The 18,063-nt window shown below is 71.4% G+C and carries 17 protein-coding genes; 14 read left to right on the top strand and 3 right to left on the bottom strand.

Annotated elements, in window-relative coordinates; genetic code table 11:
* Positions 1 to 33 precede the first annotated feature (33 nt).
* From POF73_RS18485 to POF73_RS18530, 10 genes are all read left to right on the top strand, one after another.
* Positions 34 to 2,265, top strand: a complete 2,232-nt coding sequence (locus tag POF73_RS18485) for a molybdopterin oxidoreductase family protein (protein WP_272116591.1) — start codon at positions 34 to 36, stop codon at positions 2,263 to 2,265.
* A 240-nt stretch (positions 2,266 to 2,505) separates the two neighbouring features.
* Entirely contained in the window at positions 2,506 to 3,915 is a 1,410-nt protein-coding gene (locus tag POF73_RS18490) for a CitMHS family transporter (protein WP_272116593.1), read from the top strand.
* A gap of 47 nt (positions 3,916 to 3,962) precedes the next feature.
* Complete coding sequence (locus POF73_RS18495) at positions 3,963 to 5,198, top strand: MFS transporter (protein WP_272116594.1); 1,236 nt, start codon at positions 3,963 to 3,965, stop codon at positions 5,196 to 5,198.
* A gap of 99 nt (positions 5,199 to 5,297) precedes the next feature.
* Complete coding sequence (locus POF73_RS18500; RefSeq protein WP_272116596.1) at positions 5,298 to 5,993, top strand: hypothetical protein; 696 nt, start codon at positions 5,298 to 5,300, stop codon at positions 5,991 to 5,993.
* Positions 5,980 to 6,642 (top strand): class F sortase, encoded by a 663-nt coding sequence (locus POF73_RS18505; RefSeq protein ID WP_272116598.1) that lies wholly within the window; start codon positions 5,980 to 5,982, stop codon positions 6,640 to 6,642. Before POF73_RS18500 ends, POF73_RS18505 begins: the two co-directional genes overlap by 14 nt.
* 125 nt (positions 6,643 to 6,767) lie before the next feature.
* Positions 6,768 to 8,105: an ABC transporter ATP-binding protein gene (locus POF73_RS18510; RefSeq protein ID WP_272116600.1), complete on the top strand. Its 1,338-nt coding sequence runs from the start codon at positions 6,768 to 6,770 to the stop codon at positions 8,103 to 8,105.
* A gap of 29 nt (positions 8,106 to 8,134) precedes the next feature.
* Positions 8,135 to 8,584 carry a DUF3574 domain-containing protein gene (locus POF73_RS18515; RefSeq protein WP_272116602.1) on the top strand — a complete coding sequence of 150 codons (450 nt, stop codon included), beginning with the start codon at positions 8,135 to 8,137 and terminating at the stop codon, positions 8,582 to 8,584.
* A 109-nt stretch (positions 8,585 to 8,693) separates the two neighbouring features.
* Complete coding sequence (locus tag POF73_RS18520) at positions 8,694 to 10,082, top strand: aldehyde dehydrogenase family protein (protein WP_272116604.1); 1,389 nt, start codon at positions 8,694 to 8,696, stop codon at positions 10,080 to 10,082.
* Positions 10,083 to 10,105: 23 nt separating this feature from the next.
* A complete protein-coding gene (locus POF73_RS18525) occupies positions 10,106 to 11,188 on the top strand; it encodes a Zn-dependent alcohol dehydrogenase (protein ID WP_272116607.1) in 1,083 nt (360 codons plus the stop codon).
* Between the two features lie 198 nt (positions 11,189 to 11,386).
* The gene (locus tag POF73_RS18530; protein WP_272116612.1) at positions 11,387 to 12,718 is read left to right on the top strand and encodes an MFS transporter; all 1,332 of its coding nucleotides are present in this window, start codon (positions 11,387 to 11,389) and stop codon (positions 12,716 to 12,718) included.
* Here the strand turns inward: POF73_RS18530 and POF73_RS18535 are convergent.
* The 3 genes from POF73_RS18535 to POF73_RS18545 all read right to left on the bottom strand — a co-directional run bounded on the left by POF73_RS18535 (position 12,710) and on the right by POF73_RS18545 (position 15,248).
* Positions 12,710 to 13,651 (bottom strand): DMT family transporter, encoded by a 942-nt coding sequence (locus POF73_RS18535; protein WP_443049545.1) that lies wholly within the window; start codon positions 13,649 to 13,651, stop codon positions 12,710 to 12,712. The genes POF73_RS18530 and POF73_RS18535 overlap by 9 nt on opposite strands.
* 82 nt (positions 13,652 to 13,733) lie before the next feature.
* On the bottom strand, positions 13,734 to 14,444 hold the full coding sequence (locus POF73_RS18540) for an ArsR/SmtB family transcription factor (protein ID WP_272116614.1): 711 nt from the start codon (positions 14,442 to 14,444) through the stop codon (positions 13,734 to 13,736).
* Positions 14,445 to 14,606: 162 nt separating this feature from the next.
* A complete protein-coding gene (locus POF73_RS18545; protein ID WP_272116617.1) occupies positions 14,607 to 15,248 on the bottom strand; it encodes a TetR/AcrR family transcriptional regulator in 642 nt (213 codons plus the stop codon).
* A 116-nt stretch (positions 15,249 to 15,364) separates the two neighbouring features.
* Here POF73_RS18545 and POF73_RS18550 point away from each other — a divergent pair, with 116 nt between their 5' ends.
* The 4 genes from POF73_RS18550 (at position 15,365) to POF73_RS18565 (ending at position 18,058) form a co-directional block, all read left to right on the top strand.
* Positions 15,365 to 16,516 carry an acyl-CoA dehydrogenase family protein gene (locus POF73_RS18550; RefSeq protein WP_272116619.1) on the top strand — a complete coding sequence of 384 codons (1,152 nt, stop codon included), beginning with the start codon at positions 15,365 to 15,367 and terminating at the stop codon, positions 16,514 to 16,516.
* A gap of 21 nt (positions 16,517 to 16,537) precedes the next feature.
* Complete coding sequence (locus POF73_RS18555; protein WP_272116621.1) at positions 16,538 to 16,984, top strand: VOC family protein; 447 nt, start codon at positions 16,538 to 16,540, stop codon at positions 16,982 to 16,984.
* Between the two features lie 60 nt (positions 16,985 to 17,044).
* Entirely contained in the window at positions 17,045 to 17,332 is a 288-nt protein-coding gene (locus POF73_RS18560) for a YiaA/YiaB family inner membrane protein (protein ID WP_272116623.1), read from the top strand.
* 102 nt (positions 17,333 to 17,434) lie between these two features.
* On the top strand, positions 17,435 to 18,058 hold the full coding sequence (locus tag POF73_RS18565; RefSeq protein WP_272116625.1) for a TetR/AcrR family transcriptional regulator: 624 nt from the start codon (positions 17,435 to 17,437) through the stop codon (positions 18,056 to 18,058).
* Positions 18,059 to 18,063 lie beyond the last annotated feature (5 nt).

Here is an 18,063-nt window from a genome sequence, read left to right on the forward strand (position 1 = left end):
CGCGTCATTGCCGCCGCCACCTCGGGAGGACCCGTGTCCCGCACCGCACTGCGTATCTGCCCCCTGTGCGAGGCCACGTGTGGCCTCACCCTCACCATCGAGGGAACCAAGGTCACCGGGGCCCGCGGCGACCGCGACGACGTGTTCAGCCAAGGGTTCATCTGCCCCAAGGGCGCCTCCTTCGGCGCCGTCGACGGCGACCCGGACCGGCTGCGCACCCCGCTGGTACGCAAGGACGGCGAGCTGCGCGAGGCCACCTGGGAGGAGGCCTTCGACGCGGTCGCCGCCGGTATCGGCCCGGTCGTCGAGCGGTACGGGCCGAACGCGGTGGGCGTCGTGCTCGGCAACCCCAACGTGCACACCATGGCAGGCGCCCTCTACCCGCAGGTGCTGCTCGCCGGACTGCGCACCCGAAGCATCTTCACCGCCTCCACGGTCGACCAGATGCCCAAGCACGTCTCCAGCGGACTGCTCTTCGGCGACGCCAACGCGATCCCGGTGCCCGACCTCGACCACACGGACCACCTGCTGCTGATCGGCGCCAACCCGCTGGAGTCCAACGGCAGCCTGTGCACCGCGCCCGACTTCCCGGGCAAGCTGAAGGCGCTCAAGGCCCGCGGTGGCACCCTCACCGTCATCGACCCGCGCCGCACCCGCACCGCCAAGCTCGCCGACCGGCACCTCGCGATCCGCCCCGGCACCGACGCGCTGCTGCTGGCGGCGATGGCGCACACCCTGTTCGAGGAAGACCTCGTGGACCCGGGCGAGCTCACCCCGCACCTCCAGGGGATCGCCGAACTCCGGGACGCCGTACGGGACTTCACCCCCGAAGCCGTCGCCGGGGCCTGTGACGTCGAGGCCGCCGTGATCCGTACCCTCGCCCGTGAGCTCGCCGCCGCGCCCACCGCCGCCGTCTACGCCCGCATCGGCAGCTGCACCGTCCCGCACGGCACCCTCGCCAGCTGGCTGGTCGACGTACTGAACATCCTGACCGGCAACCTCGACCGGCCCGGCGGCGCCCTCTTCCCGCAGGCGGCCACCGACAAGACGCCCCGCCCCGCGCGGCCCGGCCACGGCTTCGCGCTGGGGCGCTGGCACTCCAGGGTCAGCCGGCACCCCGAGGCCAAGGGCGAGCTGCCGATCTCCGCGCTCGCCGAGGAGATCGACACCGCGACCGAGCAGGGCGAGCCGATCCGGGCCGTCATCGCCGTCGCCGCCAACCCCGTGCTGTCGGTGCCCGACGGCGACCGGCTCGACAAGGCCCTCGGCTCGCTCGACTTCATGGTCAGCGTCGACCCGTACCTCAACGAGACCTCGCGCCACGCCCACGTCGTGCTGCCGCCGCCCCCGCCCTCGCAGAGCCCGCACCACGACTTCGCGTTCAACACCCTCGCCGTACGCAACCAGGTCCGCTTCAGCCGGCCCGCGGTCCCGCTGGAGCCCGGCCGGATGGCCGAGACGGAGATCCTGGCCCGGCTGATCCTGGCCGCGACCGGGATGCACGGCGCCGACCCGTCGGCCGTCGACGACCTGGTCATCGGGCAGACCCTCGGCAAGGCGGTGCAGGAGGCGCACTCCCCTGCGTACGGGCGGGACCCGCACGAGCTCGCGGGGCAGCTGACCGGCGACACCGGCGCCGAACGCCGGCTCGACATGATGCTGCGCCTGGGCCCCTACGGCGACGGCTTCGGCGTACGGCCGGACGGACTGACCCTGGAGCAACTGCTGGCGCATCCGCACGGCATCGACCTCGGGCCGCTCGGGGCCCGGCTGCCGCAGCCGCTGAAGACCGTCAGCGGCAAGGTGGAGCTGCTGCCGCAGCCGATCGCGGACGATCTGCCCCGGCTGCGCCAGGCCCTGCACGAGCGCCCCGAGGGACTCGTCCTCGTCGGTCGCCGCCACCTGCGTTCCAACAACAGCTGGATGCACAACGTCCCCGCCCTCACCGGCGGCAGCAACCGCTGCACCCTGCACATCCACCCCGAGGACGCCGAACGGCTCGGTGTCACCGACGGGGCGCCCGTGCGGGTCAAGGGCGCCGGAGGAGAGGTCACCGCGCCCGCGGAGGTCACCGACGGCGTGCGTCCGGGCGTGGTCAGCCTCCCGCACGGCTGGGGACACGACCGGCCCGGCACCCGGCTGAACCATGCGCTGAAAGAACCCGGCGTCAACGTCAACCAGCTCCTCGACGGCAGCCTGCTCGACCCGCTGTCGGGCAACGCGGTCCTCAACGGCGTACCGGTACTGCTTTTCCCCGGGGGATGACCCCCGGACCCCCAGCAGAAAGGCAGGTCGGCTGGGGCGACCGGCACGGACATCGGCGAAGCAAACATGAGTGAACCGGCCACCCGCGTCGGCCCTGTGAGCAGTGCAAAGCTGTGACCAGCAGTTTTGCGCTTATTGCTCGCACGTCAACGTCTTGTTAACGCCGCAGAGCGGGACCTAACGTCAACGCACCGCCGACCCTGGTGGGGTCGTTCAAAGGCGAACGTTAGGTATCCACTCATGCTGACCATCCTTGGCTTCGCCATGATCGCGACCTTCCTGGTCCTGATCATGATGAAGAAGATGTCGCCGATCGCGGCGCTCGTGCTGATCCCGGCACTGTTCTGCGTCTTCGTCGGGAAGGGCGCCAAGCTCGGTGACTACGTCATCGACGGCGTCACCAGCCTCGCCCCTACCGCGGCGATGCTGATGTTCGCGATCGTCTACTTCGGTGTGATGATCGACGTCGGCCTCTTCGACCCGATCGTCCGGGGGATTCTGAAGTTCGCCAAGGCGGACCCGATGCGGATCGTCGTCGGCACGGCGATCCTCGCCGCGATCGTCTCGCTCGACGGCGACGGCTCGACCACCTTCATGATCACGGTCTCGGCGATGTACCCGCTGTACAAGCGCCTGAAGATGAGCCTGGTCGTGATGACCGGTGTCGCCGCCATGGCCAACGGCGTGATGAACACCCTGCCGTGGGGCGGCCCGACCGCCCGCGCCGCCACCGCGCTCAAGCTCGACGCCAGCGACATCTTCGTCCCGATGATCCCGGCCCTCCTGGTGGGCCTGGCCTTCGTCTTCGTCCTCTCGTACGTCCTCGGTCGGCGCGAGCGCAAGCGGCTCGGTGTGCTGACCCTGGACGAGGTCCTGGTCGAGGAGAAGGTCGAGGAGAAGGAGACCGAGACGGTCCTCGTGGGCGCCGGATCCGGCTCCTCCGGCACGGGCAGGACGGTCACCGGCGGCGCCGGCTCCGGCACCGACGCGGACGATGACGACGACCGCTTCCAGGCCCTCGACCCGAACCGGCCCACCCTGCGCCCCAAGCTGTACTGGTTCAACGCGCTGCTCACGGTCACCCTGCTCACCGCCATGATCATGGAGTGGCTGCCGATCCCGGTGCTGTTCCTGCTCGGCGCGGCGCTCGTGCTCACCGTGAACTTCCCGCACATCCCGGACCAGAAGGCCCGCCTCGCCGCCCATGCCGACAACGTCCTCAACGTCTCCGGAATGGTCTTCGCCGCCGCCGTCTTCACCGGCGTGCTGCAGGGCACCGGCATGGTCGACCACATGGCCAAGTGGATGGTGGACGTCATCCCCGAGGGCATGGGCCCGCACATGGCCCTGGTCACCGGCATCCTGAGCCTCCCGCTCACCTACTTCATGTCCAACGACGGCTTCTACTTCGGCGTCCTGCCGGTCCTCGCCGAGGCCGGTGCCGCGCACGGTGTCACCCCGCTGGAGATGGCCCGCGCCTCCCTGGTCGGCCAGCCGCTGCACATGTCGAGCCCGCTCGTCCCGGCCGTCTACGTCCTGGTCGGCATGGCCAAGGTGGAGTTCGGCGACCACACCCGGTTCGTCGTGAAGTGGGCCGCGCTCACATGCCTCGTCATCCTCGGGGCAGGAATGCTGTTCGGCATCATCTGACCCCCTGATCTCAAGTCCCGTTCCAGGAGTTCCAGGAGGACACGTTCATGGCGCCCGGTGGGAACCGCGGCTGGCTGCTCCGCCTCGTCATCGCCTTCAGCTTCGCGCAGGGGGCGGTGTCGATGGCCCGGCCCGCCGTCTCCTACCGGGCGCTCGCGCTGGGTGCGGACGAGCGGGCGATCGGTGTGATCGCGGGCGTGTACGCGCTGCTCCCGCTGTTCGTCGCCGTCCCGCTGGGCCGCCGCACCGATCACGGCCGCTGTGCGCCGCTGCTGCCCGTCGGTGTCGTGCTCATCTCCGGCGGCTGCGCGATGAGCGGCCTCGCCAACTCCCTCTGGGCGATGGCGGTCTGGAGCGGGGTGATGGGCCTCGGCCACCTCTGCTTCGTCATCGGCGCCCAGTCGCTCGTCGCCCGCCAGTCCGCGCCGCACGAACAGGACCGCAACTTCGGCCACTTCACCATCGGCGCCTCCCTCGGCCAGTTGATCGGCCCGATCGCCGCGGGCGCGCTGATCGGCGGCCGGGACATGGCGGGCACCAGCGCCCTCGCCCTGCTGGTCGCGGGTGCGGGCGGCGCGGTCGCGCTGACGTCGCTGTGGCACATAGAGAGCCGTACGACGGCCAAGTCCCGTGCGGAACAAGGGGATCGCGTCCCTGTCGGGCGCATACTGCGGGCCCGGGGCGTGCCCGCCGGCATCTTCATCAGCCTCGCCGTGCTCTCCGCGACCGACATCCTCACCGCCTACCTCCCGGTGGTCGGCGAGGACCGGGGCATCGCGCCGTCCGCGATCGGCCTGCTGCTGAGCCTGCGCGCGGCGGCCACCATCGCGTGCCGGCTGGTGCTGACGCCTTTGCTGCGGCTGCTCGGCCGCACCCTGCTGCTGACCGTGACCTGTCTGCTGGCGGCCCTGCTGTGCGCCGGGGTCGCGCTGCCGGTGCCGGTGTGGGCGCTGGCCGTCATGCTGGCGGTGCTGGGCTTCTGCCTCGGCGTGGGCCAGCCGCTGTCCATGACGACGGTCGTGCAGGCGGCCCCCGAGGGCGCCCGCTCCACCGCCCTCGCCCTGCGGCTGACCGGCAACCGTCTCGGCCAGGTCGCCGCGCCGGCCTCGGCGGGCCTGGTCGCCGGAATCGCCGGGGTGGCTGCGCCGTTCGTGATGCTGGCGGGCCTGCTGCTGCTGTCGGCGGGGGTGGCCGTGCGTACGCCGAAGCGGCCGGGAGGGCCCGGATCGGGTGCCTCGGGGCGGCCGAGGCGTCCGGGACTGCGCCGGACGAGCGAAATCTGACGACGCGCCGGGCGTCGGTACGGCGAGTCGCGTGCGCGTGACGGAGAGTCAGGCGAAAGAGCGATTTGTATGAAAATCGTCTGAACCTGAGGAGCGCGCATGCCGACCCTGACACCCTCACGTTCCTTTCGCGCCCGCGCGGGCGCCACAGTCGTCCTCACGGCCCTCGCCGCGGCGGGCGCGTCCTGGGTGACGGCGCCGACCGCGTGGGCCCAGGGGGAGAACGGCGACATCAGGATCCACCGTGAGGGCGTGCCCTACGGGGTGCCGAAGGACGACCCGGTGGTCTGCCGGTTCTACCTCGATGCCGTCAACTTCGACATCCTCGCCTCGATCACGTACACCATCTCGCCGCAGCCTCCGCTGCCCACGGGTGCCACCGTCACCGGCGCGATCCAGCTCGCCGGGGGCGCCGGGCACACGGACATCCTGGGGCTCGCCGAGGGGCAGTACAAGCTCACCTGGGTGGTGACCGGCATCCCCCCGAAGGAGAAGGTCTTCCGCGTCCGGTGCCACGACGACGGGGACGACAGGGACGACAGGCGGGAAGGACGGGAAGGGCGGGGCGATGGCGGTCCGCCCGGGCGTATCGAGGACAACGACCGGGGCGAGGAAGGGTGGGGGCGCGGCGACGACCACGGCCCGAGAGGCGGTGTGCACGCGGGCGGTGGCGGTCTGGTCGACACCGCGGCCGCGTACGCGCCGGTCGCGGGCGCGGGGATGGTGGGCCTGACAGCGCTCGGCGGCGCCGTGTACTTCCGCAGGACCCGCCGGCAGACCGATGGTGCCGCGTAGGCGCAGACGCCGGCCCTGGTACCGGACCCGCGCCTACCGGCTCTCCAGAACGGCCGCTCTGACGGTCGTCCTGGTGATGGTGGCCGTCCGGTGCGAGGGACTCCGTGAGGCGATCGCGCCGACAGGACCCGACGGCCGGCACTCCGTGGCTGCCGCAGGCCAGGCCCACCCCACCCGACCGCCCCGCCCGCTGCCCCGGTCCCGGCCGACGTCCGTGCGTATCCCGTCCCTGGGTATCGACGCCCCGATCATCGGCCTCGGGCTCACCGGGGAACGGGAGTTGGAGACACCGCCGGTCGACGAGCCGAACCTCATCGGCTGGTACCGGGGCGGCCCCACACCGGGCGAGCCCGGCGTCGCGATCGCGGTGGGCCATCGCGACACCACGACCGGCTCCGCCGTCTTCGCCGGACTCGCCTCGGTCAAGCGCGGCAAGCAGATCGAGGCGCGGCGCGAGGACGGCCGCAGCGCCGTCTACACCGTGGACCGGGTGAAGGTCTACGACAAGGCGACGTTCCCCGACAAGGAGGTCTACGGCCCGAGCCGGCGCCCGGAGCTGCGCGTGCTCACCTGCGGCGGCCTCTTCGACCGGCAGGCCGGATACACCAGCAACGTGGTGGTCTTCGCCCACCTGACCGCTACGAAGTGACAGACCCCTTCCCCCGGCCGGGCACATTCCGTTAGCTTCCGTGACTCAAGGCCCCGTACGACCCGCACGGAGTCTTCGGACACACGGAGCAGCGGCGCTCCGGACAGCCCCCGGGGGCAGCAGTCATGACACGCGCCATCTCCCTGCACGACGTGAGCAAGTCCTACATGCGAGGCGTCCGTGTGGTGGACCGGCTCTCGCTGGACATCGAGCCCGGGGAGTTCCTCGTCCTCCTCGGGCCCTCCGGCTGCGGCAAGTCCACCGTGCTCAGAATGATCGCCGGCCTGGAGGAGATCGACGAGGGCGAGCTGCTGCTGGACGGCGAGTACGGCAACGACCTGCTGCCCGCCGACCGGCGGATGGCGATGGTCTTCCAGAACTTCGCCCTCTACCCGAGCATGACCAGCCGCGACAACATCGGCTTCCCGCTGCGCATCGAGGAGCCCGGCGCGGACCCGCGCCCCCGGGTGGACGCCACCGCCCGCATGCTGGGCATCGAGGACCTCCTCGACCGCTTCCCCGCCCAGCTCTCCGGCGGCGAACGCCAGCGGGTCGCCATGGGCCGGGCCATCGCCCGCCACCCCACCGCGTTCCTGATGGACGAGCCGCTCTCCAACCTCGACGCCAAGCTCCGCAACCACCTGCGCGCCGAGATCTCCGGCCTCACCCGGAAGCTGGGCGTCACCACGGTCTACGTCACCCACGACCAGGCCGAGGCGATGTCCCTCGGCGACCGGGTCGCCATCCTGCGCGGCGGCGTCCTCCAGCAGGTCGGCACCCCGCGCTCGGTGTACGCCCTGCCCCGCAACGTCTTCGTCGCCGCCTTCATCGGCATCCCGCGCATCAACCTGCTGCGCGGCGTCGTCCGTGCCCCGCTCGACGGCGCGATGACCATCAGCCTCGGCAAGCAGTATCTCCGGCTCCCCGAACCCCTGTCCCTGGACCACCAGTTGCTCCGTGTCCAGCAGGGCCGCGAGGTCATCGTGGGCCTGCGCTCGGAAGCGGTCCGGATCGCCGAGCCGGCCTCCGCCCGCCCCGGAGAGGTGCACATCACGGGCCTGGTCGAGCATGTGGAGTTCCAGGGCCACGAGGTCCTCGTCCACTTCAACACCGGCTCCCGCCCCGCCGTCGTACCGGACCTGGAGGCCCCGCGCCCCGTCCCCCCGGTCCGGCGCCGCCGTCGTGAGACCGGCACGGTGCTGGAACGCCTCCGTCACCGCGCGGGCGCCCTGCGGGCCGGCCCGGTGGTGACCCTGGACCACCCGGCCGACGCGACCCCCGACCCGGCCCCGCCCGAGGGCCGCCTCCCCGGCGACCTCATCGTGCGCACCACCCCCGACATCGAACTCCGGCACGGCATGCAGGTCCCCCTCCTGGTCGACCTCGCCCATCTGTTCGTCTTCGACCAGCACGGCGACCGAATCTGCCCGGCGCCGGCGCGGCTGCCGGATCTGGAGGAGTGAAGTCCCCCGGGCATGGCTAGTCATGGGGCATGAATGTCCACTTCACCCGAACTCGGGCTGTCCTCACCGCAGTCGGCCTCATGCTCACCGTCGCCGCGCCGACCGCCTACGCCTCCCTCGACACCGACGGCGCATCGGTACGGCGAGGAGAGCCGTATGTCGAGACACAGCTCTTCTTCGGCACCGCGCGGCCCGACGGCGGGCCTGCTGTCACCGACGCGCAGTTCATGGCCTTCGTCGACAAGGAGGTCACCCCGGACTTTCCGGACGGGCTCACGATCCAGACCGGGCGCGGGCAGTGGCGGGACGCGAGCGGCACGATCGAGAAGGAGCGGTCGTACGAACTGATCCTGCTGTACCCGCAGGCGCAGGCGAGCAGCAGTGATCGCAAGATCGAGGAGATCCGTCGTGACTACGAGAAGGCGTTCGGGCAGGAGTCGGTAGGGAGGGTGGACGACCGGGCTCGGGTCGACTTCTGATGTCATGGGCCGCGTGGCCCAGCCGCATCCGGATACGGCTGGCGCATAAAAACTAACACCGCTAGTTTGTGAGCCGGACGACGTGGCAGCCCGCTCGGGAGGAAGTGCAATGAAGGCACACGACGGCATGTACATCGACGGCGCGTGGCGCCCCGCCGCGGGCGGCGACGTGATCGAGGTGGTGAACCCGGTCGACGAGCAGGTCATCGGCCGGGTCCCGGCCGGCACCGCCGCCGACGTCGACACCGCCGTACGCGCCGCCCGAGCCGCCCTCCCGGGCTGGGCCGCGACCCCGCCCGCCGAGCGGGCCGCGCTGCTCACCGCCCTGCGCCACATCCTCGACGCGCGCAAGGACGAGATCGCCGAGACGGTCACCGCCGAACTCGGCTCGCCGCTGAAGTTCTCGCAGGCGGTCCACGCGGGCGTGCCGATCGCCGTCGCGGGCTCGTACGCCGAGCTCGCGGCGACGTACGCCTTCGAGGAGAAGGTCGGCAACTCGACCGTGTACCACGAGCCCATCGGTGTGGTCGGTGCGATCACGCCCTGGAACTACCCGCTCCACCAGATCGTCGCCAAGGCCGCCCCGGCGCTGGCCGCCGGGTGCACGGTCGTACTGAAGCCCGCCGAGGACACCCCGCTGGTCGCCCAGCTGTTCGCCGAGGCGGTGCACGAGGCCGGTGTCCCCGCGGGCGTCTTCAACCTGGTCACCGGCCTCGGCCCGGTCGCCGGCCAGGCGCTCGCCGAGCACCCCGGCGTGGACCTGGTCTCCTTCACCGGCTCCACGGCCGTCGGCCGGCAGATCGCCGCGGTGGCCGGGGCGGCGATCAAGAAGGTCGCCCTGGAACTCGGCGGCAAGTCCGCCAACGTCATCCTGCCCAGCGCCGACCTGGCCAAGGCGGTCAACGTCGGCGTCGCCAACGTCATGTCCAACTCCGGCCAGACGTGCAGCGCCTGGACGCGGATGCTGGTGCACCGGGACCAGTACGACGAGGCCGTCGAGCTGGCCGCGGCCGCCGCCGCGAAGTACGGCGAGCGCATCGGCCCGGTGGTGAACGCCAAGCAGCAGGCACGGGTGCGCGGCTACATCGAGAAGGGCGTCGCCGAGGGGGCGCGGCTGGTCGCGGGCGGCCCCGAGGCGCCGGCCGAGCGGGGCTGCTTCGTCGCGCCGACCGTCTTCGCCGATGTGACGCCCGAGATGACCATCGCGCAGGAGGAGATCTTCGGCCCCGTCCTGTCGATCCTGAAGTACGAGGACGAGGCGGACGCCCTGCGCATCGCCAACGGCACGGTCTACGGCCTCGCGGGCGCCGTCTGGGCGGGGGAGGAGGCGGAGGCGGTGGCCTTCGCGCGCCGGATGGACACCGGGCAGGTCGACATCAACGGCGGCCGCTTCAACCCGCTCGCCCCCTTCGGCGGTTACAAGCAGTCGGGCGTCGGACGCGAACTCGGCGCGCACGGCCTGACCGAGTACCTCCAGACCAAGTCCCTCCAGTTCTGAGCCCGTTCAAGGGAGCGCCTTCCATGGCCGTCCGTGCCGCCGTCCTGCCCGCCGTCGGTGCCCCGCTGGAGGTCACCGAGATCGAACTGCCCGACCCCGGCCCCGGCCAGGTCCGGGTCCGTCTGGCCGCCGCCGGGGTGTGCCACTCCGACCTGTCGCTGTCCAACGGCACCATGCGTGTCCCCGTGCCCGCCGTCCTCGGCCATGAGGGCGCCGGCACGGTCGTCGCCGTCGGCGAGGGCGTCACCCATGTCGCGCCCGGCACCCATGTGGTCCTCAACTGGGCGCCGTCCTGCGGCAGTTGCCATGCCTGCGGGCTCGGAGAGGTCTGGCTGTGCGCCAATGCGCTCAACGGCGCCGCCGATGTCTACGCCCGCACCGCGGACGGCACCGACCTGCACCCCGGCCTGAACGTCGCCGCGTTCGCCGAGGAGACCGTCGTCTCGGCCGACTGCGTCCTGCCCCTCCCGGACGGCATCCCGCTCACCGACGCCGCCCTGCTGGGCTGCGCCGTCCTCACCGGCTACGGCGCCGTGCACCACTCGGCGCGGGTCCGGCAGGGGGAGACCGTCGCGGTGTTCGGTGTCGGCGGCGTGGGGCTGGCCGCCCTCCAGTCGGCCCGGATCGCGGGCGCGGCGAAGATCGTCGCGGTCGACGTCTCCCCGGAGAAGGAGGAGCTGGCACGGGCGGCGGGCGCCACCGACTACGTGATCGCCTCCGAGAACACGGCCCGCGAGATCCGCGGCCTCACGGGCAAGCAGGGCGTGGACGTCGCCGTCGAGTGCGTGGGCCGCGCGACCACGATCCGCACCGCCTGGGACTCCACCCGCCGCGGCGGCCGCACCACGGTCGTCGGCATCGGCGGCAAGGACCAGCAGGTCACCTTCAACGCCCTGGAGATCTTCCACTGGGGCCGCACCCTCTCCGGCTGCGTCTACGGCAACTCCGACCCGGCGCGGGACGTGCCGGTGCTGGCCGAGCACGTGCGGGCGGGCCGCCTGGACCTGGGCGCGCTGGTGACGGAACGGATCGCGCTGGACGGCATCCCGGCGGCGTTCGAGAACATGCTGGCGGGCAAGGGCGGCAGGGCGCTGGTGGTGTTCTAGGGCCGGTCCGCCAGGTGCCCCGGTCTCCGCGCGAGGCCGGGGCCTCAGGCATGCCTGGATCCCGCTCTCCGTGCCACGTACAGGTAAAACTCCTGCTGCGCGACCCGTTGACGGGCATACCGTCCGGTCAGTACGTTCCCGGGAACCTGAGCTACCCCCCGCTCCGTCCCGTCCCCGCACCCACCGGAGTGTGCACGCATGGACACGGCACCTTCCGCCCAGCCGCTCACCCCCACCGCACCCGTCGTCGGCAACCGCCGCCGCGTCGCCACCGCCGCCGCTCTCGCGTCGGCCGTGGAGTGGTACGACTACTTCGTCTTCGGTATCGCCGCAGCCCTCGTGCTGGGCGACCTGTACTTCCCGGCCGGTAACCCCACCGCCGGAGTGCTCGCCTCCTTCGCCACCTTCGCCGTCGGCTTCCTCGCCCGCCCCCTCGGCGGCGTCGTCGCCGGCCAGCTCGGCGACAAGCGCGGCCGCAAGCCGATGCTGGTCCTCGCGCTCACCCTCATGGGCCTTGCCACCACCGGCATCGGCCTGCTCCCGACGTACGACACGATCGGGGTCGCCGCCCCGATCCTGCTGGTAGTCCTCCGCGTGCTGCAGGGCATCGCCGTCGGCGCCCAGTGGGGCGGCGCGATGCTGATGGCCACCGAGTACGCCCCCGAGGGCAAGCGCGGTGTCTACGGCAGCTTCGTCCAGCTCGGTGTTCCCATCGGCGTGGTCACCGCCAACACGGTGTTCCTGCTGGCGGGAGCGTTCACGTCGGACGCGGAGTTCGCGGCCTGGGCCTGGCGCGTGCCGTTCCTCGTCGGTCTGCTGGTCCTCGTGCTCGCCTGGTACATCCACACGCGGGTCGAGGAGACCCCCGAATTCCGGGAGGCGGAGAAGAAGCTGGCCGAGCAGGAGAAGAGCGAGCAGTCCTCACCGCTGCGCACCATCCTGCGGGGCCACCTCGGCACGGTGCTCCTCGCCGGCGGCTCCTTCGCCGTGAACACCGCGACCTTCTACATCATCATCACCGGCGTGCTCGACTACACGACCCGCGAGCTCGGCATGAAGAAGAGCGCCGTCCTCATGGTCTCGCTGTGCATCAGCCTCACCCAGCTGGTGCTGATCCCGGCCGCCGCCGCGCTCTCCGACAAGGTCGGCCGCATCCGTGTCTACGCGATCGGCGCGGCCGGCATCGCCCTGTGGGCCGTACCGCTGTTCCTGCTGATCGACACCGGCTCACTGCTGTGGCTCGCGGTCGGCACCTTCGTCGCCAGCTGCTTCCTCAGCATCATGTACGGCCCCCAGGCGGCCCTGTTCGCCGAGCTGTTCACGCCTGAGATGCGCTACACCGGTGCCTCTCTCGGATACCAGATCGCGGCCGTGCTCGGCGGTGGCCTCGCCCCGTTCATCATGGTGCTGCTGCTGGAGGCCACGGGCACCTCGATGGCGGTCTCCGGCTACATCATCGGCCTCTCGGTGATCGCCCTGCTGTCCATCAAGGTCCTTGCGGACAGGGCGCGTTCAGGCGATTCACGCTGATTCGCGGGTCTGCTCGGGTTGCGGCGCCGCCGCCACGACCCGAGCGGACCGGGTCCGGGACCGCGACACCGCGACTCCCGCGAGACACAGCGCCCCGCCGGCCAGCGTGAGCAGCCCCGGCACCTCGCCCAGCGCCAGCCAGGACATCAGCACGACCAGCGCGGGCACCGCGTAGGTGGTCGCGCCCATACGGCTGGCCGTCGTACGGGCCAGGGCGTACGCCCAGGTCGTGAAGGCGAGCGCCAGCGAGAAGACGCCGAGATAGACCAGGTTGAGGGTCGCGGAGAGGGAGGCGTCGGCCGCGTCGTCGATGAGCTGCCCGCCGAAGGGCAGGCAGAGGACCGCGCCGACCAGACACCCGTACGTCGTCACCTGGAGCGGGCTCGCATGCCCCAGCGCCGGCTTCTGTGCCACCACGCCGCCCGCGTAGCCGACCGCGGCGAGCAGGCACAGCACCACTCCGAGCACCGAGGATCCCCCCTCGCCCGACATCGACAGCCCCACGGTCACCGCGCCGGCGAACGACACCGCCATGCCCGCCAGGAGCCGCGGCGGCATCGGGTCCCCGAGCAGCCGGGCGCCCAGCAGCGCGATGAGGATGGGCCCGATGTTCACGACGAGAGCCGCCGTACCGGCGTCCACCTGCTGCTCGCCCCAGTTCAGCACGACGCTGTAGAAGCCGAACCACAACAGGCCCGATATCGCGATCCCGGGCCAGGCCGCCCGAGGAGGCAGCCCCTCCCGACGGACCAGGCAGATCAGCCCCAGCACCACGGCACCCACGAGCAACCTCCCCAGCGCCAGCGCGCCGGGTGAGTACTCGGCCCCGGCACTGCGGATGGAGACGAAGGCGGAGGCCCACAGCACGACGGTGACGGTGGCCGCGCCGGTGGCTAGCAGGTCGGTACGGCGGGCAGGGGAGGCGTTCATCATGCTCCAGAGGCTAGGAAAGCAACGATTCGAAAGCTCGCGGATTTCGGACGGGAGGGCTGCTCGCGGTGCGCCCGGCCGGACGTCAGTGCAGCGTGGCCGCGTCGATGCCCAACAGCTCGGACAGAGCCTTCTCGCCCGGCGCCGTCACCTTCACGGCGCGCTCCGAACCGATCCGTACGCACCACCCCGCGTCCAGCGCATGCCGGCACAGGGCCGCACCCGCGACACCGGCGAGATGCGGTCGACGCTCGGTCCAGTCCAGGCAGGCGCGAGCCAGTGGGCGCCGACCGGTGCGGTCGAGCCGGATCCCGGCGGAGTCGAACCAGCCGAGCCCCGCGTCCGTCAGCGCGAACCCGGTGTCCTGGACCAGCAGACCTCGTTCCGTCAGCGCGTCTGTGACCGTGATGCCGAGCCGCCCGGCGAGATGGTCGTAGCAGGTGCGCCCGCGGGCCATCGCCGACCCGGCGCTGGACTCCCGCAGATTCCGCGGCCGCCTGGCCGTCCCCGGCGTCACCTGGGCGGCCAGGTCCTCCACCAGCTGGGCGACCCGCGCGTCGGCCAGCCGTACGTACCGGTGCCGCCCCTGCCGCTCCTCGGTGAGCAGCCCGCCCGTGACGAGCTTGCCCAGGTGCTCGCTCAGCGTGGACGCGGCCACCCCGGCATGCCGTGCCAGCTCACCGGCGGTCCATGCCCGCCCGTCGAGCAGCGCCAGCAGACACGCGGCCCGCGTCTCGTCGGCGATCAGCGCGGCGAGCCGGGCGAGGTGCGGTGCCTGGGGGTCCTTGGTGGCCATGCGCTCCAGAATGCGGCACGAACACTTCGGCGCCCACCGAAAGGTGAGGTGACTGGGGGAGCCGAGCGAGGGAAGCGACGGTTCGGCAGCACCCCAGGGGGCGCGGGGAACTGCGCGGCAAGCCACGAAGCCGCCGCACACGTACGACAACCCATCGCGGCACTACCCATCGCGTCCGACCTGCTCGTACTGCCGGGCCAGCCCGTCCAGCAGGGCAGCGAGACCCGTCTCGAAGGCCCGCTCGTCGATCTTCTCCTGCTGGTCGGCGAGGAGGTGGGCCTGCCCGAGGTGCGGGTAGTCGGCGGGGTCGTACGCGCTCGCGTCGTCCACGAAACCTCCGGCGAACGAGCCGAGCGCCGAGCCCATGATGAAGTACCGCATCAGCGCGCCGATGGACGTGGCCTGCGCCGGCGGCCAGCCCGCCTGGACCATCGCGCCGTAGACGGCGTCGGCGAGGCGCAGCGCGGCCGGGCGGCGGCCGGGGCCGCGGGCGAGTACCGGGACGATGTTCGGGTGGTCGCGCAGGGCGGCCCGGTAGGAGACGGCCCAGTCGTGCAGGGCGGTGCGCCAGCCCCGGCCGTCCTCGAACATCGACAGGTCGACCTGGGCGCTGACCGAGTCGGCGACCGCCTCCAGGATCTCGTCCATGGTGCGGAAGTGGTTGTAGAGGGACGGCCCGCTCACGCCGAGTTCGCCGGCGAGGCGGCGCGTGGAGACGGCCGACAGGCCCTCCGCGTCCACGAGTTCGCGAGCCGTCTCGACGATCCGGTCGTAGTTGAGGAGGGGCTTGCGCGGTCGGGCCATGGCGCACATAGTAGAGCTGCCGAAACAAACTAGCAGTGCTAATTTAAATGTACGGCTTTCAATGTACGGCCGTCGAAGTGCGTTCTCGAAGACCGTTCTCTGTGGGGTGACTCGGCATGAACCTGGAGCTCAGCGAGGAACAGACCGCCGTCCGGCGGCTGGCCGGGGACTTCGTGGAGCGGGAGATCGCCCCGAACGTCATCGCGTGGGACCGGGCCGAGGAAGTGGACCGTTCGATCGTGAAGAAGCTCGGCGAGGTCGGCTTCCTGGGCCTGACGATCGACGAGGAGTACGGCGGCTCGGGCGGCGACCACCTGGCGTACTGCCTGGTCACGGAGGAGCTGGGCCGGGGCGACTCCTCGGTGCGCGGCATCGTGTCGGTCTCCCTGGGGCTGGTGGCCAAGACCATCTCCGCCTGGGGGAGCGAGGAGCAGAGGCGCCGCTGGCTGCCGGGGCTCACCGCGGGCGAACTGGTCGGCTGTTTCGGCCTCACCGAGCCGGGCACCGGCTCCGACGCGGGCCATCTCACCACCCGGGCGGTCCGGGACGGCGACGACTACGTCATCAACGGCACCAAGACGTTCATCACGAACGGCACCTGGGCCGACGTCGTGCTGCTCTTCGCCCGCTCCACGGACGCGCCCGGCCACAAGGGCGTCTCCGCCTTCCTGGTCCCCACCAGCGCCCCCGGCCTGACCCGCCGCACCATCCACGGCAAGCTCGGCCTGCGCGGCCAGGCCACCGCCGAGCTGGTCCTTCAGGACGTACGGGTGCCCGCGACGGCCATGCTGGGGGAGGAGGGCAAGGGCTTCTCGGTCGCGATGTCGGCTCTGGCCAAGGGGCGGATGTCGGTCGCCGCGGGCTGCGTCGGCATAGCCCAGGCCGCCCTGGACGCGGCAGTCCGGTACGCCGGTGAGCGTGAGCAGTTCGGCAAGTCCATCGCCCACCATCAGCTGGTCCAGGAGCTGATCAGCGACATCGCCGTCGACGTGGACGCGGCCCGGCTGCTGACCTGGCGGGTCGCCGACCTCATCGACCGCGGGCAGCCCTTCGCCGTCGAGTCCTCCAAGGCCAAGCTCTTCGCCTCCGAGGCGGCCGTGCGCGCCGCCAACAACGCCCTTCAGGTCTTCGGCGGTTACGGCTACATCGACGAGTACCCGGCGGGCAAGCTGCTGCGCGACGCCCGCGTGATGCCCCTCTACGAGGGCACCAGCCAGATCCAGAAGCTGCTCATCGGGCGGGCGCTGACGGGGGTTTCGGCGTTCTGAGGCATCGCAGATCATGGGTGGATGGTTGCCTTCTACCACGTGTGCTTCGTTGTGCAGGAGCTCGAACAAGCGATGCGGGACTTTCAGCGGTCTGCCGGTGTCGAGTGGAGCGAACCTGTGTCCGACCGGCTCGGCGAGTGGGACTACCGGATCGTCTTCACCGCCGGTGGACCGCCGTTCATCGAGCTCATCGAGGGGGCTCCCGGCAGTCCCTGGCATGCGGCGGACGGGCCCAGGTTCGACCACATCGGTTTCTGGTCGAGCGATGTCCGGGAAGGCTCGCGCCGCTTGGAAGGGGAGGGCTTCCCCTTGGACTTCTCCGGCTGTCCCCATGGCCGTCCGTTCGTATACCACCGCCTGGACAGCATCGGCGCGCGCATAGAGCTCGTCGATGTCAGCCGCCAAGCTGCCTTCCTCAGGGGGTGGCAGCCACAGGGAGCTGCGATGCCTGCCATCGACGAGGCTTGAGTACCCGACTGAGTATCTCGCCGGATGTGGCCGGTGCCACAACCGTCGAACCTGTTCCCCATGAGTGACACACCGGTCAAACAGCAGAGTACGGCGGCGTTCTACGGGCAGTCCGTGGCGTCCTTCGCGATCGCCATGGCCGCCACCGGCATCGGTATCTACCAGCTGAACGCCGACGCCTGGGTGCGCGGGTTCCTGGCGATCGCCGTCCTCTACCTGGTGACCTCGGCGTTCACCCTCGCCAAGGTCATCCGGGACCGCCAGGAGGCCGGACAGATCGTGAGCCGCGTGGACCAGGCGCGGCTGGAGAAACTCCTCGCGGAACACGACCCCTTCGAGAAGGTCTGACGCACGCCGCCCCCGGCCGTCCCTCTCCGGCGGGCTCGCTAAGCGCTCGCTCAGTATCGGCGGTATGGTGGTGGTTCTGTCATCGAGAGGGGCGAGTGAGCGATGAGTACGGCGGAGGACACGGCCGGCGGCGAGACGTCGGCGTGGGGTGAGGTCACGCCCGACGCGGCCCGGCGGCTGCTGGTCGCCGCCGTGGAGGCCTTCGCCGAGCGCGGCTACCACGCCACGACGACCCGTGACATCGCGGGCCGCGCCGGTATGAGTCCGGCCGCGCTCTACATCCACTACAAGACCAAGGAAGAGCTCCTCCACCGCATCAGCAGGATCGGCCACGAGAAGGCCCTCGACATCCTGCGCACGGCGGCCCGCCGCGAGGGCACCCCGGCCGAGCGGCTCGCCGACGCCGTGAGCTCCTTCGTCCGCTGGCACGCCGGCGGACGCACCACCGCGCGGGTCGTGCAGTACGAGCTCGACTCCCTCGGCCCGGACGCCCGCGGCGAGATCCTCGCGCTGCGCCGGCAGTGCGACGCCGAGGTGCGCGGAATCATCGAGGACGGCGTGGCGGCCGGTGACTTCGATGTGCTGGACGTGAAGGGCACGACCCTCGCGGTGCTGTCGCTGTGCATCGACGTGGCCCGCTGGTTCAGCGTCGACGGCCCCTGGACACCGGACGAGGTCGGCGTACTGTACGCCGACCTCGTGCTGCGGATGGTGGGGGCGAAGTAGTCCGC

Source organism: Streptomyces sp. HD (genome assembly GCF_028369295.1).
In the GTDB taxonomy this organism is placed as follows: domain Bacteria; phylum Actinomycetota; class Actinomycetes; order Streptomycetales; family Streptomycetaceae; genus Streptomyces.